11 protein-coding genes are annotated in these 15182 nt (G+C 71.9%); 7 read left to right on the top strand and 4 right to left on the bottom strand.

Going from position 1 to position 15182, the window contains the following annotated elements:
* Positions 1–8: 8 nt before the first annotated feature.
* Entirely contained in the window at positions 9–2567 is a 2559-nt protein-coding gene (gene hrpB, locus AC07DC_RS26265) for an ATP-dependent helicase HrpB (RefSeq protein WP_478916949.1), read from the top strand.
* A 30-nt stretch (positions 2568–2597) separates the two neighbouring features.
* Here the strand turns inward: hrpB and pgfA are convergent, their stop codons facing one another.
* The 3 genes from pgfA to AC07DC_RS26280 form a co-directional block, all read right to left on the bottom strand.
* Positions 2598–3599, bottom strand: a complete 1002-nt coding sequence (gene pgfA / locus AC07DC_RS26270) for a cell envelope lipid trafficking protein PgfA (protein ID WP_478916950.1) — start codon at positions 3597–3599, stop codon at positions 2598–2600.
* Between the two features lie 24 nt (positions 3600–3623).
* Positions 3624–3758 carry an SPW_0924 family protein gene (locus tag AC07DC_RS26275; protein ID WP_478916951.1) on the bottom strand — a complete coding sequence of 45 codons (135 nt, stop codon included), beginning with the start codon at positions 3756–3758 and terminating at the stop codon, positions 3624–3626.
* A gap of 173 nt (positions 3759–3931) precedes the next feature.
* Entirely contained in the window at positions 3932–5209 is a 1278-nt protein-coding gene (locus tag AC07DC_RS26280) for a lytic transglycosylase domain-containing protein (RefSeq protein WP_478916952.1), read from the bottom strand.
* A 138-nt stretch (positions 5210–5347) separates the two neighbouring features.
* On the opposite strand from AC07DC_RS26280, the gene AC07DC_RS26285 reads away from it, so the two are divergent.
* On the top strand, positions 5348–6214 hold the full coding sequence (locus tag AC07DC_RS26285) for a DUF4184 family protein (protein WP_478916954.1): 867 nt from the start codon (positions 5348–5350) through the stop codon (positions 6212–6214).
* Here the strand turns inward: AC07DC_RS26285 and polA are convergent.
* Complete coding sequence (gene polA, locus AC07DC_RS26290; RefSeq protein WP_478916955.1) at positions 6145–8883, bottom strand: DNA polymerase I; 2739 nt, start codon at positions 8881–8883, stop codon at positions 6145–6147. The two genes, AC07DC_RS26285 and polA, sit on opposite strands and share 70 nt — an antisense overlap.
* 113 nt (positions 8884–8996) lie before the next feature.
* Here polA and AC07DC_RS26295 point away from each other — a divergent pair, with 113 nt between their 5' ends.
* The 5 genes from AC07DC_RS26295 to AC07DC_RS26315 all read left to right on the top strand — a co-directional run bounded on the left by AC07DC_RS26295 (position 8997) and on the right by AC07DC_RS26315 (position 15179).
* Positions 8997–11285, top strand: a complete 2289-nt coding sequence (locus AC07DC_RS26295) for an FdhF/YdeP family oxidoreductase (RefSeq protein ID WP_478916956.1) — start codon at positions 8997–8999, stop codon at positions 11283–11285.
* A gap of 92 nt (positions 11286–11377) precedes the next feature.
* The gene (locus tag AC07DC_RS26300; RefSeq protein WP_478917121.1) at positions 11378–11851 is read left to right on the top strand and encodes a PaaI family thioesterase; all 474 of its coding nucleotides are present in this window, start codon (positions 11378–11380) and stop codon (positions 11849–11851) included.
* A gap of 137 nt (positions 11852–11988) precedes the next feature.
* Entirely contained in the window at positions 11989–12621 is a 633-nt protein-coding gene (locus tag AC07DC_RS26305) for a hypothetical protein (RefSeq protein WP_478916957.1), read from the top strand.
* A 288-nt stretch (positions 12622–12909) separates the two neighbouring features.
* On the top strand, positions 12910–14130 hold the full coding sequence (locus AC07DC_RS26310; RefSeq protein WP_478917122.1) for a branched-chain amino acid ABC transporter substrate-binding protein: 1221 nt from the start codon (positions 12910–12912) through the stop codon (positions 14128–14130).
* Positions 14131–14249: 119 nt separating this feature from the next.
* A complete protein-coding gene (locus AC07DC_RS26315) occupies positions 14250–15179 on the top strand; it encodes a branched-chain amino acid ABC transporter permease (RefSeq protein ID WP_478916958.1) in 930 nt (309 codons plus the stop codon).
* Positions 15180–15182 lie beyond the last annotated feature (3 nt).

Here is a 15182-nt window from a genome sequence, read left to right on the forward strand (position 1 = left end):
CTGGGCGGGTGATCCGCGCCAGTTCCCTCGACCTGCCCGTACAGACCGTCGTGCCCGCACTGCTGCGGGCGCTCGACGAGCGGGGGTGCGCCGTGCTCGCCGCGCCGCCCGGAACGGGGAAGACCACCCTCGTACCGCTCGCGCTGGCCGGGCTGCTCCCGGCGTACGAGCGGCCGCCGCACCGGGTGCTGGTGGCCGAGCCCCGCCGGATGGCGGCGCGGGCCGCCGCCCGCCGGATGGCGTGGCTGCTCGGCGAGAGCGTCGGCGCGCGGATCGGCTTCACGGTGCGCGGCGAGCGGAAGGTCTCGGCGGAGACGGTCGTCGAGGTGGTGACCACCGGAGTGCTGCTGCAGCGCCTGCAGCGCGATCCGGAGCTGGCCGGCGTCGACACCGTCGTCCTGGACGAATGCCATGAGCGGCATCTGGACGCGGACACCTCGATGGCCTTCCTGCTGGACGTACGGGCCGCTCTGCGCCCGGAGCTGCGGGTCGTCGCGGCCTCCGCCACCACGGACACCGCGGCCTGGGCCGCGCTGGTCGGAGGCGAGGACGGCGCCGCGCCGGTGGTCGAGGCGCAGGGGATCCTGCATCCGGTCGCGGTGGAGTGGGCACCGCCGGCCCGACCGGTGCGCCCGCCGCACGGGATGCGGGTCGATCCGGCGCTGCTGGAGCATGTGGCGGCGGTGGTACGGCGGGCCCTGCGGGAGAAGGACGGGGACGTGCTGTGCTTCCTGCCGGGCGTCGGGGAGATCGCGCGGGTCGCCGGAATGCTGAACGGGGCGGGCGACGGGTCCGACGTCGAGGTGCTGCAGCTGCACGGGCGGGCGCCGGCCGCCGTGCAGGACGCGGCGCTCGCGCCGGGCACCCGCCGCCGGGTGCTGCTGGCCACGTCGGTGGCCGAGTCGAGCCTGACCGTCCCCGGGGTGCGGATCGTGGTGGACGGCGGGCTGGCGCGCGAGCCGCGGGTGGACCACGCGCGCGGTCTCGACGCTTTGACGACGGTGCGGGTCTCGCACGCGGCGGCCCGCCAGCGCGCCGGGCGCGCCGGGCGCGAGGGGCCGGGCACCGTGTACCGCTGCTGGTCGGAGGCGGACAACGCCGGGCACCCGCGCTGGCCCGCACCCGAGATCTCCGTCGCCGACCTCACCGCCTTCGCCCTGCAGGCGGCCTGCTGGGGCGACCCGGACGCCACCGGCCTCGCACTGCTCGACGCCCCTCCGGCGGGCGCGATGGGTGCGGCCCGCGACGTGCTTCTCGCGGTCGGCGCGGTGTCCGCCGAGGGCCGCGCCACCGACCGGGGCAAGCGGCTCAGCAGGCTGGGCGTGCACCCGCGGCTCGCACGGGCGCTCCTCGACGGGTCGCGCGCGGTGGGGGCGCGCCGCGCGGCCGAGGTCGTGGCGCTGCTCAGCGAGGAGCCGCCGCGCGACTACGGCGACGACCTGGCCGCCGCCTGGCGGCAGGCCCGTCGCGGCGGCGACGGCTACGCGGCGCGCTGGCGGGCGGAGGCCGGCCGGCTGGAGTCGTCGCTGCGCCAGGCCGGGACGAGCGGCGGGACGGACGGGCCGCGCGGTTCCGGTGCCGCCGCCCCCGATGGTGACGACGCGGCCGCCGGGCTGGTGGCCGCGCTCGCCTTTCCCGAGCGGGTGGCGCGGGCGCGCGGCGCCGGTACGTATCTGATGGCGTCCGGAACCGCGGCGGAGCTGGGCAACGGCTCCCGGCTCGGGACGCCCGGCTGGCTGGCCGTCGCCGTCGCGGACCGGCCGGTGGCGGCGGTCTCGGCGCGGGTGCGGCTGGCCGCGGTAATCGACGAGGCCACGGCCCGCACCGCGGCGGCTCCGCTGCTGGCGTCGGGCGAGGAGGTGCGCTGGTCGGACGGCGACGTGGTGGCGCGCAGCGTGGAGCGGCTGGGCGCGGTGGAGCTCACGGCGCGACCGCTGCGGTCACCCGACCGGGCGCTGCTGCGGGCCGCCGTCGCCGAGGGGCTGCGGCGGGAGGGCACCGGGCTGCTGCGCTGGTCGCGCGACGCGCAGGACGCCCGCCGGCGGCTGGCGTTCCTGCACCGGGAGTTGGGCGAGCCGTGGCCGGATGTCTCGGAGTCGGCGCTGCTGGACAGGATGGACGACTGGCTCGGCCCCGAGCTGTCCGCGGCCCGTCGGCGCGCGGATCTGGAACGTACCGACGCCGGCGGCCCGCTCAACCGGCTGCTGCCCTGGTCCACCGGTGACGCCGCCCGGTTCGGCGAACTCGCCCCGGAGCGGATCGAGGTGCCCAGCGGTTCACGGATCCGGGTGGAGTACGAGGGCGACCAGCCGGTGCTCGCGGCCAAGCTGCAGGAGCTGTTCGGCTGGCAGGAAACACCGCGCATCGCGGGCGGTCGGGTGCCGGTCCTCGTCCATCTGCTCTCCCCCGCGGGCCGGCCCGCGGCCGTCACCGCTGACCTCGCCTCGTTCTGGCGGGGCGGCTACCGCTCGGTCCGCGCCGAGCTGCGCGGCCGGTACCCCAAGCACCCGTGGCCGGAGGATCCGGCGGCCGCCGCGCCCACCCGCCGGACGAACCAGCGGCGCTGACACCTCCAGGGGAGCGCGACGGCGTCAGGTTCAGGCGACGGCCGGGTGCGGGTCGGGATCCGGTTCGCGCAGCGCGTCGTGCGGGGCCGGATCGGCCGGGCGGCGACCGCGCGCCTCCAGGTACAGGGCCAGCGCGAGCAGGGCCACGCCCAGGATCAGGAAGCCCCAGGGGAGGTAGCTGGTCAGCAGCAGGATGAGCTGGCGCTGGGACTTCACCAGTTTGACGGTCGAGTCGATGTAGTCCTCGCGCATCTTCACATCACCGGCGAAAACGGTCACCGGCTTCGTGTCGGGCGCCTGCGGGAACCGCAGCTCCTCGCGGTGGACCTCCTCGCCGTTGACCGGGGCGCCGGTGGTGGGGTCGACCCAGAACTTCCGCACGGTGGTGTACCAGCGCTCCACCGAGCCGCCGAGGGAGGCCTCGGTGACGCCGCCGGGCATCTTCTTCGGCAGCGGGACCTTCGTCCAGGGCACCGTCTGCTCGAAGTAGTAGACGGTCAGGCCGCGGAAGTTCTGCGTCGCCTTGTAGTGGATGGGCGCGGACGTCCGGGACTGCGCGTCGAAGTAGAAGTAGTCGCGCTTCTCGGTGAGGAACGGGAACTTGAACTCCACGCCCTCCCGGTGCACGGAGTCGCCGTCGACGCTCTCGCTCGCGGTGCGGACCGGGTCCTGGGTGTGGGCGTCGAAGATGTAGCGCTCGGGGATCTCCGAGACCATCTTGCCGTCCGGGCCGGCCACGAAGGACAGCGCGTCCCAGACCACGACGTCGCGGCCGGTGTCCGCCTTGACCTTCTTGGACTCCTCGACGTTGCCCTTGAGCGTCTGGACGATGCTGAGCTTGGGGACGATCTGCGGCTTGAGCGAGAGGTAGTCGACGAGGAGGGTGGCGTTCTTCGCCTCCAGGACCACGGACTGGTACTCGTTGGCCGGGACCTTGGCCAGCCGCGGGAAGGCGTACCAGCGCATCAGGGGCGACAGGGTCGCGAAGAAGACGGCGAAGGCGAGCAGCACCAGGCTGGACTTGCGGCGCATCGGGACGCTTCCCCTCCTTTGTGGCTACGGGTGGCTGGGGATCGTGGTCAGCAGCGGCTTGGGCGAGGTCTTGCCGGTGGGCGATCCGACGAGGGTCAGCCCGAACACGCACACGAGAGCAACGGCGAGTCCGATGGCTGCGGCGATCAGAGCGCGCATGGCCGGACCTCCCTTGTGGACGACGACGTCGGCTGGGCCGGGGCACCGTAGCAATCGGGGGATCAGATGAGAACAGGTTCTACCGATCGAATGCGGCCACCGCGCGAACGAGCCCGGCCCCGCCGTGAAGGGCGGGGCCGGGCTCGGGTCGTACGGGGCCGACAGGCCTCGGGTCAGTTGGCGGCAGGTGCCGCCGCGCCGGTCGACGGGGCCGCGCTCGGGCCGGCGGCCGCGGTCGTGGCGTCCGTCGCGGTCGGCGTCGGCGTCGGGGACGTGGTCGGCGTGGGTGTGGGGCACGAGCCATCGGTCGGCGTCGGCGTGGGCGTCGGCGTCGGGGTGTCGGTCGGGGTGGGCGACGGCGAGGCGGAACCGGTCGGCGTGGGCGTCGGCGTCGGCGTCGGGCAACCTGGGGTGGGGCTCCCGCTGTCCGTCGGGGTGGGCGACGGCGAGGCGGTGCCGGTGGGGGTTCCGGTGGGCGTCCCGGGACCGGTGGTCGGCGGGGTCGGCCGGCCGGTGGCGGTCGGCGCCGGCGAGACGGAGCCGGTGGCCGTCGCGGACGGGCTGGTGCTCGGCTTCGGCACGGTGGTGGCCGGCGTCGAACTCCTCGGGGCGGTGCCCGCGCCCGGCGTGCGGCCGCTGTCCGGGACAGCGACGGCACCCTGGTCCTTGAAGTGCTGGTACCAGGCCCGGACCGTGTGCAGATAGTCCTGCGAGTGGTTGTAGCCGAGGATCGCGCGGTCGATGTCCGTGGAGACCGACAGGTCACGGTCGTCCGCGCACAGGTAATGGCCGGCGGCGAGGGCCGCGTCGTAGATGTTGTTCGGGTCCTTCACGCCGTCCGCGTTGCCGTCGGCTCCCCAACTGGCCCAGGTGGACGGGATGAACTGCATCGGGCCGACCGCACGGTCGTGGACGGTGTCCCCGTCGTAGGCGCCGCTGTCGGTGTCCGATATGTTCGCGAAACCGGTGCCGTCCAGCACCGGGCCCAGGATCGGCTTGTACGTGGTGCCCTTCGCGTCGACGGCGCCGCCGTCGGCCTGACCGGATTCGACCTGTCCGATCGCGGCGAGCAGCTCCCAGGGCAGCTTGCAGCCCGGGTCGGAGGTCGCGACGGACAGCTGCGCCTTGCGGTAGGCGTCGAGCACCGTGCCGGGCAGACCTGTGCCGCCGGTGTCGATGCCCGTGCCGCCGCCCGGGGGTGTGGTGGCCGAAGTCCCGCCCACGGCCAGACCGCTGGAGGTTCCCTCGGGCGGCAGGGCGCTGTAGAACGGCGACCCGCCGTCGATCTGCGGGCCGGGTGGCGGCTTGGGGACGGCGTTGCGGGCGCGCTCCGCCTGGACGAAGCCGGGTGCCTGCGAGGCGCTGAGCGCCGCGACCGCCAGTGCCGCGACCGCCGTGCCCGCCGCGCCCCTGCGGATCGCGCGTATCCGTCGTCCGTATCGCGACGCCATGTCCGCAGTCCCTCCCACGTGCGAGATGGGCGCGTTACCGCGCCGCAACCCCACGGACCCTACGGGAACTTCCGGCGCGCATCCACCGTGCGGTACTCCGCATACTGGTCGGAAGGGATCACTTCACGAGGGGGTTTGATGCCGTTCACCCTGAGCCACGCGGCAGCGGTACTGCCGGGGCTGAGCCGGAACGGGACCGCCCGCGGGCCGCTGGTCGCGGCGGCGCTCGTCGCGGGTTCCTTCGCCCCCGACATGCCGTACTTCGCCGCATCGGTGGTGCCCGGTGTCTTCCGGTTCGGGGTGGTGACGCACTCGCCGGCGGCGGTCCCGACCCTCGATCCGCTGATCGCCGCGGGGCTGGTGGGCGGCTGGCTGTTGCTGCGCGATCCGCTGCTGGCGCTGCTGCCGGAGCGGTCGCAGGGGCGGGCCGGGGCGCTGTTCGGCGGCAGCGGCCGGCGGGCGTGGTCGCCGCGCGCGGCGGGCTGGTTCTGGGTCTCGGCGACGATCGGCGCGGCCACCCATGTCGGGTGGGACACCTTCACGCACTACGGGCGGTGGGGGGTGCGGATGCTGCCGGTGCTGAACACCGTGGTGCACGGGCAGCAGCTCTACCAGTGGCTGCAGTACGGCAGTTCCGCGGTGGCGCTGGTGGTGCTGGCGGCGTTCACCGCCCGCGCGCTGCGCGCCGTCCCGAACGGGCCGCCGCCGGCCCGGCTGCCGCGGCTGACGGTCCGCGGGCGGACGGTCGGTGTCGTGCTGCTGGGCGGTTGCGCGGTGGCGGGCTCGGTCGTCCGCTGCCTGCGGGAGTACGACGTCAGGGCCCCGACGTCGATCGGCGACGTGGTGCCCACGGCGGCCTTCGGCGCGGGGGCCGGGCTGGCGGGCGGCGCGCTGCTGTACGCGGCCGCCGCCCGCCTTCGCCGTGGGCGGCGCCGTCAGTGGGCCGCGGACTCCCAGTCCTTGCCGACGCCCACCGAGACATCGAGCGGGGCCCGCAGCGGGTAGGCGCCGGCCATCTCGCGGCGCACCAGCTTCTCGACGCGCTCGCGCTCGCCCGGCGCTACCTCCACCACGATTTCGTCGTGCACCTGCAGGAGCATCCGCGAGGCCAGCTTCTCCTCGGTGAGCGCCTCGCCGACCCGGAGCATCGCGAGCTTGACGATGTCGGCGGCCGAGCCCTGGATCGGCGCGTTCAGCGCCATTCGCTCGGCCATCTCGCGGCGCTGCCGGTTGTCGCTGTTGAGGTCGGGCAGGTAGCGGCGGCGGCCCAGCAGCGTCTCGGTGTAGCCGGTGCCGCGGGCCTCCTCCACCACGCGCTGCAGATAGTCCCGCACTCCGCCGAACCGCTCGAAGTAGGTGTCCATCAGCGCGCCCGCCTCACCCGGGGAGATCCCCAGCTGCTGCGACAGGCCGAACGCGGACAGCCCGTAGGCCAGGCCGTACGACATGGCCTTGATCTTGCGGCGCATCTCGGCGTCCACCGCGTCCTTGGGGACGCTGAAGACGTGCGAGCCGACGGTGGTGTGCAGGTCCTCGCCGGTGTTGAACGCGTCGATCAGGCCCGCGTCCTCCGACAGGTGGGCCATCACCCGCAGTTCGATCTGGCTGTAGTCCGCCGTCAGCAGCGACTCGAAGCCCTCGCCGACGACGAAGCCCCGCCGGATCTCGCGGCCCTCGTCGGTACGGACCGGCACATTCTGCAGATTGGGGTCGGTGGACGACAGCCGGCCGGTGGCGGCCACGGTCTGGCTGAACGTGGTGTGGATCCGTCCGTCGGGCGCGATCGTCTTGATCAAACCCTCGACCGTCACCCGCAGCTTGGCCTGCTCGCGGTGGCGCAGCATGATCACCGGCAGCTCGTGGTCCGTCTGCGCGGCCAGCCACGCCAAAGCGTCGGCGTCCGTGGTGAAACCGGTCTTGGTCTTCTTGGTCTTCGGCAGGCCCAGCTCCCCGAAGAGCACCTCCTGGAGCTGCTTGGGCGAGCCGAGGTTGAACTCGTGGCCCACCGCGGCGTGCGCCTCGGCCACCGCGTGCTGCACGGCGTCGGCGAAGCGCTGTTCCAGGGCCTCCAGGTGCGCGCGGTCGGCCGCGATCCCCGACCGCTCCATCTGGGCGAGCAGCGCCGACGTCGGCAGCTCCACGTCCCGCAGCAGTCCCGTCGCGCCGTCCTGCTCCAGCCGGCCGGTGAACGCGGTGCCGAGGTCCAGGACCGTACGCGCCTGCGCCATCAGCGCGTCCAGCGCCGCGGAGTCCTCCTGCTCCTCGCCGAAGGCCAGCTGCCCGCTCTCGGCGCCGGCCGGTGCCAGCTCGCGGCCCAGGTACTCCACCGACAGTGCGTCCAGGGCGAAGGAACGGCGGCCCGGCTTGATCAGATAGGCGGCCAGCGCGGTGTCCGTGGTGACACCGGCGACGGTCCAGCCGTGCTCGGCGAAGACCCGCATCACGTTCTTCGCGTTGTGCAGCACCTTGGGACGGGCGGCGTCCGCGATCCAGGCCGCGAACACCTTCTCGTCCGCCTCGGCCAGTTGCGCGGGGTCGAACCACAGAGCGGGGCCCTCGGCCCCGGCCAGCGCGACCTGGGTGACGGTGCCGCTGCCCAGCGCCCACGTGTCGACGGTGGCCATGCCGAGCGGCTCGCCGCCGTGCCCGTCCAGCCACGCGCGCAGGCCGCCCTCTTCGAGCTGCGCGCCCTCCACGGCGACGCCCTCGGCGACCTGGGCCTCTTCCTCGCGCGCCCCCGGATCCACGCCGAACAGCCGGTCCCGGAAGTTCTGGTTACGGAACTCCAGGGTGTCCAGCACGATGTGCAGCGCATCGCGGTCGTACGCCGCGCGCTCCAGCTCCGCCGGGCCGCACGGCAGCTCGACGTCGCGCACCATCTCGGTCAGCCGGCGGTTGAGCTTGACCGCGTCCAGGTGCGCGCGCAGGTTCTCCCCCGCCTTGCCCTTGACCTCGTCCGCCCGCTCCATCAGCGCCGCGAACGACCCGAACTGGGTGATCCACTTGGTGGCGGTCTTCTCCCCCACCCCGGGGATCCCGGGCAGGTTGTCCGACGGGTCGCCGCGCAGCGCCGCGAAGTCCGGGTACTGCGACGGCGACAGGCCGTACTTCTCCTCGACCTTCGCGGGGGTGAACCGGGTCAGCTCCGAGACGCCCTTGGTCGGGTACAGCACCGTCGTGTGCTCGCTGACGAGCTGGAACGCGTCCCGGTCACCGGTCACGATGAGGACGTCGAACCCCGCGGCCTCCGCCTGCGTGGCCAGCGTGGCGATGATGTCGTCCGCCTCGTACTTATCCACCGCGAACCGCTTGACGCCCATCGCGTCCAGCAGCTCGCCGATCAGCTCCACCTGGCTGCGGAACTCGTCGGGGGTCTTCGAACGGGTCGCCTTGTACTCGGGGAACTCGTCGAACCGCCACGTCTTGCGCGACACGTCGAAGGCGACGCCCAGATGCGTCGGCTTCTCGTCACGCAACGTGTTCGCCAGCATCGACGTGAAGCCGTACACGGCGTTCGTCGGCTGGCCGGTGGCGGTGTTGAAGTTCTCCACCGGCAGGGCGTAGAACGCCCGGTACGCCAGGGAATGCCCGTCGAGCAGGAGCAGCCGCGGCCGTTCTCCCGCCGCGGATGCCGTGCCGGTCGCTTCGCTCGTCTTCGATGCCTTTGCTGCCACGTCCTCGATACTCCCACGACCCACTGACAACCCCCGCCAACCCCCGCCAACGCCCGCCGGTGGGGCAGGACGCGCCGGAGCGGCCGTCCCTCGCGCGTGGCAGGATCGGACACATGGCAGCGAAACCCCCCGCGGGCGACCCCGTACAGGACGCACCCGACGTCACAGCACCGCAGCACGCCGCCGCGGGGCTGCCCGCGGTCGGGCACAGCCTGCGCATGGCCCAGCAGCAGATGGGCGTGCGCCGCACCGCGCTCACCCTGCTCAAGGTCAACCAGAAGGACGGCTTCGACTGCCCCGGCTGCGCCTGGCCCGAGCCCGAGCACCGCCACAAGGCCGAGTTCTGCGAGAACGGTGCCAAGGCTGTCGCCGAGGAGGCGACGCTGCGCCGGGTCACGCCCGACTTCTTCGCCGCGCACCCGGTCTCCGACCTGGCCCGGCGCAGCGGCTACTGGCTGGGCCAGCAGGGCCGGCTCACCCAGCCGATGTACCTGGCGGAAGGCGCCGACCACTACGTGCCGGTGCCCTGGGAGCGGGCCTTCGACATCGTCGCCCAGGAGCTGCGCTCGCTCGCGTCGCCCGACGAGGCCGTCTTCTACACCTCCGGGCGCACCAGCAACGAAGCCGCGTTCCTGTACCAGCTCTTCGCGCGCCGGCTGGGCACCAACAACCTGCCGGACTGCTCGAACATGTGCCACGAGTCCTCGGGCTCCGCGCTCACCGAGACCATCGGTGTCGGCAAGGGCAGCGTGCTCCTGGAGGACCTCTACCGCGCCGACCTCATCATCGTCGCCGGGCAGAACCCGGGCACCAACCATCCCCGGATGCTGTCGGCCCTGGAGAAGGCCAAGCAGCAGGGCGCGAAGATCGTCACCGTCAACCCGCTGCCCGAAGCGGGCCTGGAGCGGTTCAAGAACCCGCAGAACGCCCGCGGCCTCGCCGGCTCCGGCACCGCGCTGACCGATCTGTTCCTGCAGATCCGGCTCGGCGGGGACCAGGCGCTCTTCCGCGCCCTGAACCGGCTGCTGGTCGAAGCCGGCGCCGTCGACCGCCCCTTCATCGACGAGCACACGCACGGCTACGAGGAGTTCGCCGCGGCCGCGCGCACCACCGACTGGGACGAGGTGCTGCGCGCCACCGGCCTGGAGCGCACGGAGATCGACCGGCTGCTCGCCATGGTCCTGGACGCCAAGAGCGTCGTCGTGTGCTGGGCGATGGGCCTGACCCAGCACAAGCACGCCGTCCCCACCATCAAGGAAGTCGTCAACTTCCTGCTGCTGCGTGGCAACATCGGCCGCCCCGGCGCCGGCGTGTGCCCGGTGCGGGGCCACAGCAACGTGCAGGGCGACCGCACGATGGGCATCTTCGAACGCCCCGCCCCCGCCTTCCTCGACGCGCTGGAGAAGGAGTTCGGCTTCGCGCCGCCGCGCGACCACGGCCTCGACGTCGTACGCGCCATCCGCGCGCTGCGCGACGGCACGGCGAAGGTCTTCTTCGCCATGGGCGGCAACTTCGTGGCCGCCTCCCCCGACACCGAGGTCACCGAGGCCGCGATGCGCAACGCGGCGCTGACCGTGCACGTGTCGACGAAACTCAACCGCTCGCACGTCATCACCGGATCGCGCGCCCTGATCCTGCCCACCCTGGGACGCACCGAGAAGGACACCCAGGGAAGCGGCGACCAGTTCGTCACCGTCGAGGACTCCATGGGCATGGTGCACGCCTCGCACGGCGCCCTGCGGCCCGCCTCCCCACACCTGCTGTCGGAGACCGCGATCGTCTGCCGGCTCGCCCTCGCCACCTTCGGCGACGACACCGCCGTCCCGTGGGCCGCGCTCGAAGCCGACTACGACCTGGTGCGCGACCGGATCTCCCGCGTCGTGCCCGGCTTCGACGACTTCAACACCAAGGTCCGCCACCCCGGCGGCTTCACCCTGCCGCACGCCCCGCGCGACAGCCGCACCTTCCCCACCGCCAACGGCAAGGCCAACTTCACCACGTCGCCCGTCGAGTACCCGGCCGTCCCCGAGGGCCGACTGCTGCTGCAGACCCTGCGGTCGCACGACCAGTACAACACCACCATCTACGGCCTCGACGACCGCTACCGGGGCATCAAGGGCGGCCGCCGCGTCGTCATGGTCAACCCCGCGGACGCCGCGGCCCTCGGCCTGCCCGACGGCTCCTACGCCGACCTCGTCAGCGAGTGGACCGACGGCAGCGAACGCCGCGCCGACGGCTTCCGGGTGGTGCACTACCCGACCCCGCGCGGCTGCGCGGCCGCCTACTACCCGGAGACGAACGTCCTGGTGCCCCTCGACCACACCGCGGACACCAGCAACACCCCGGCGTCGAAGTCGGTGGTCGTCCGCCTGGAGCGGACAGCCCCGGTGCACGGTTCGTGACTACCGTCAGGTAGAAAGCTGACCAGTACACCGATTCACTGATCCACCGACACCACCGACACCACCGAACGATGACGATCGGAGCCGGCCGCATGGGCGAGCAGACGAGCACGCAGTTCCCGCAGGAGATCCTGGCGCAGTGGTCCGGCCTCGGCCTCGACCTGCCCGCCCTGTTCTCGGCCGGCCACCTCGGTGAGCGCATGAGCATCCAGATCACCGAGGCGTCCCCCGACCGGGTCGTCGGCACCATGCCCGTCGAGGGCAACACCCAGCCCTACGGCCTGCTGCACGGCGGCGCCTCCGCCGTGCTGGCCGAGACGCTGGCCTCCGTCGGCGCGATGCTGCACGGCGGCCCCGGCAAGCTCGCCGTCGGCGTGGACCTGAACGCCACCCACCACCGCGGCATCCGCTCCGGCCTCGTCACCGGCGTCGCCACCCCCGTCCACCGCGGCCGGTCCTCGGCCACCTACGAGGTCGTCATCACCGAGGAGAACGGCAAGCGGGTCTGTACCGCCCGCCTCACCTGCATGCTGCGCCCCGCCAGCCCCAGCACCACCACGGCCTGACCCACCGGCCGGGCCCGCACCGTTGTCGCGCCGGCCCGGAGGCCCTAGCTTTTTGACAGGGGGGCGGCCATGGCGGCAGCAGGGATCCGGCACGCGCGGCGCCCCTCCGCGCCCGGCCGCGACCGGGCCGGGGCGCGATGAGCGGCATCGGCCCGGTGGAGGGCCCCACCACCGGTACACCCACAGTCAACTCGCCGCGCCCGCACGGCCATTGGCTGAACCGCTGGGAAATACGCCGGGCCGCGCTGTCCGACCGGGGACGCCGTACGGTCCTGGCCGCCACCGCGGCCCTCGCCGCCGTCACGGTCATCGGCCTCGGCCACGCGATGCGCACCCCCGAGCCGGTGCCGGACCCGGGCCCGTGGCCCTCGCAAGTCACCTACATCGCCTACGAGGCCGGACGTCCGCCGCCCATGTCCCTGGTCGTCTCCGGGGTGTTCGGTTTCGTGGTGACCGTGCGGGACGGAACTCCGGTGACGATTCTCGCCGTTACTCCCTCATTCGAGGGAGTCGGTACCGAAATCGACCCCGCGCCGCCCTTCACGGTGAAGCAGGGAACAACCCGGCACATCACGATAAAGATGGTGGTTCGCAAATGCGCAGGGCTACCGCTCGACGCCGATCTGCCGGTCCTGGACGTAACACTGCGTAACACGCGCGCAAAACAGAATCAGAGCTTCATCTTCGGCGGCGGCTATCCCCGCGACCTCTCCGTCTTTCTGCACCGAATCTGCCGCCCGACCCCCACCAGCGGCTCTTCCATCCCGTAGCGGAAGTGCGGGTTCTCGCTATCCGGACATCGCCATAAAACATGCGGACAGGGGGACAAAACTACGCAAACGCCTCACTGAACCTCAACAAAAGCTCAAGAGTTTCCATCCGGCATAACAAGACAGTCACACTCTTCCCGCACCGCTGCCCGAGTTCCCCACACAGGCCTAGAGTCACGGCCAGTCACCGCGCCACCGGATTTGTCAGTTCGGGTTCCAGCGCACGACTCGGCCTCTCACCAGAGCAGGCCGCGCCAGGGGAAAGGACTGATCGTGCGACACCGTTCCTTGCTGATACTGACCTCCGTGCTCACCACTGGGGCCCTCACACTTACCGCCTGCGGGTCCCGCAGCGACGACGGCAAGAAGGACGACGGCGCGACCACCACCGTCGTCATCGGAGTCGACGCCCCGCTCACCGGCGCGAACTCGGCGACCGGCCTCGGCATCCAGTACGGCGTGCAGATCGCGGTCGACGACGCGAACGCCAAGAAGCTCGTACCCGGCGTGACCTTCAAGATCAAGGCCCTCGACGACAAGGCACTGCCCGCCTCCGGCCAGCAGAACGCCACCGCGCTCGTCTCCGACAAGGACGTCATCGGCGTCGTCGGCCCCCTGAACTCCGGCGTCGCCCAGTCGATGCAGCAGGTGTTCAACACGGAGAACATGGTCGAGATCTCGCCGTCCAACACCAACCCCACCCTGACCCAGGGCAAGGAGTGGGCGACCGGCAACAAGGTCCGCCCCTTCAAGACCTACTTCCGTACCGCCACCACGGACGCCCTGCAGGGCGGCTTCGCCGCCGACTACGCCTTCAACACGCTGCACAAGCAGAAGGCGTACATCGTCGACGACAAGCAGACCTACGGCGCCGGCCTCGCCGGCATCTTCAAGGGCAAGTTCGGCACCCTCGGCGGCAAGATCGCGGGCGCGGACCACGTCAACACCGGTGACACCGACTACTCCACCCTCGTCACCAAGATCAAGAACTCCGGCGCCGACATGGTCTACTACGGCGGCCAGTACGACGAGTCCGAGCTGGTCACCAAGCAGCTCAAGGCCGCCGGCGTCAACATCCCCCTGATGGGCGGTGACGGAATGTTCTCCGACACCTACATCAAGACCGCCGGCGCAGCCGCCGAAGGCGACCTCTCCACCTCCGTCGGTGTCCCGGTCACCACCCTCCAGGGCGCCAAGGACTTCATCGCCACGTACAAGTCCAAGGGCTACCCGGGCGACTACGGCACCTACGGCGGCTACTCCTACGACGCCGCGACCGCCATCATCAAGGGCGTCAAGGCCGTCATGGACGCCAACGGCGGCAAGCTCGGAAGCATCAAGGACGCCCGCGGCAAGGTCGTCGAAGCCGTTCAGAAGACCGACTTCGAAGGCATCGCCGGACACGTCTCCTTCGACCAGTACGGCGACACCACCAACAAGCAGCTCACCGTGTACCAGGTCAAGAGCGGCAAGTGGGAGGCCGTGAAGAGCGGCACCTACACCGGCTGACCTCTCTCCCGCAGCACCCCGGGCCGCGCGGCTGGTCACCACCGACCGCGCGGCCCGCGCATACCCCGGTATACCCCTGACCGTCCCCCTGCTCCCCTCAGCGACATGGAGGCCATGCGGTGAACACCCTGCCGCAACAGCTGGCCAACGGGCTGTTCCTCGGCTCGATGTACGGGCTCATCGCCATCGGCTACACGATGGTGTACGGCATCGTCCAGCTCATCAACTTCGCCCACGGCGAGATCTTCATGACCGGCGGGTTCGGCGCCCTCACGGTCTACACAAGTCTCCCCGACGGCACGTCCATCTGGGTCGCGCTGCCGCTGATGCTGATCGGCGGCTCCCTCGTCGCCGTCCTCATCGCCATCGGCGCGGAACGCTTCGCCTACCGACCGCTGCGAGGAGCCCCACGGCTCGCACCACTGATCACCGCCATCGGGCTCTCCCTCGCCCTCCAGCAGGCGGTCTTCAACTGGTACCCCAAGGCCGACAACGCCCTCACCTTCCCCCAACTGCCCGGCGGCCCCTTCCACGTCGGCTCCGTCAGCATCCAGAGCGGTGACATCTTCCTCGTCGTCGTCGCCGTGATCTGCATGGCCGGCCTCGCCGCCTTCGTCCGCACCAGCCGCACCGGCCGCGCCATGCAGGCCACCGCGCAGGACCCGGACACCGCACAGCTCATGGGCATCGACACCAACCGCATCATCGTCATAGCCTTCGCGATCGGCGCCTTCTTCGCCGCCGTCGCCGCCGTCGCCTCCGGCCTCAAGTACGGCCAGGTCAAGTACGACATGGGCTTCCAAGCCGGCCTCAAGGCCTTCACCGCGGCCGTCCTCGGCGGCATCGGCAACATCTACGGAGCCATGCTCGGCGGACTCGTACTCGGCATCGCCGAATCCTGCGCCTCCGCCTACATCTCCAACATCCCCGGAATGGAACAGCTCGGCGGCGGCAGCTGGGCCAACGTCTGGGCCTTCGTCCTCCTCATCGTCGTGCTGCTCGTCCGTCCCCAGGGCCTGCTCGGCGAACGCGTCGCGGACAGGGCGTGATCG

It is taken from the genome of Streptomyces sp. NPDC045021 (genome assembly GCF_056432645.1).

Excerpts from the sequence above, each read along its gene's own strand:
- AC07DC_RS26280 (WP_478916952.1), bottom strand. The coding sequence starts at position 5,209 with ATGGCGTCGCGATACGGACGACGGATACGCGCGATCCGCAGGGGCGCG.
- AC07DC_RS26305 (WP_478916957.1), top strand. The coding sequence starts at position 11,989 with ATGAGCGGCATCGGCCCGGTGGAGGGCCCCACCACCGGTACACCCACA.
- AC07DC_RS26295 (WP_478916956.1), top strand. The coding sequence starts at position 8,997 with ATGGCAGCGAAACCCCCCGCGGGCGACCCCGTACAGGACGCACCCGAC.
- pgfA (WP_478916950.1), bottom strand. The coding sequence starts at position 3,599 with ATGCGCCGCAAGTCCAGCCTGGTGCTGCTCGCCTTCGCCGTCTTCTTC.
- AC07DC_RS26285 (WP_478916954.1), top strand. The coding sequence starts at position 5,348 with ATGCCGTTCACCCTGAGCCACGCGGCAGCGGTACTGCCGGGGCTGAGC.
- AC07DC_RS26300 (WP_478917121.1), top strand. The coding sequence starts at position 11,378 with ATGGGCGAGCAGACGAGCACGCAGTTCCCGCAGGAGATCCTGGCGCAG.
- AC07DC_RS26275 (WP_478916951.1), bottom strand. The coding sequence starts at position 3,758 with ATGCGCGCTCTGATCGCCGCAGCCATCGGACTCGCCGTTGCTCTCGTG.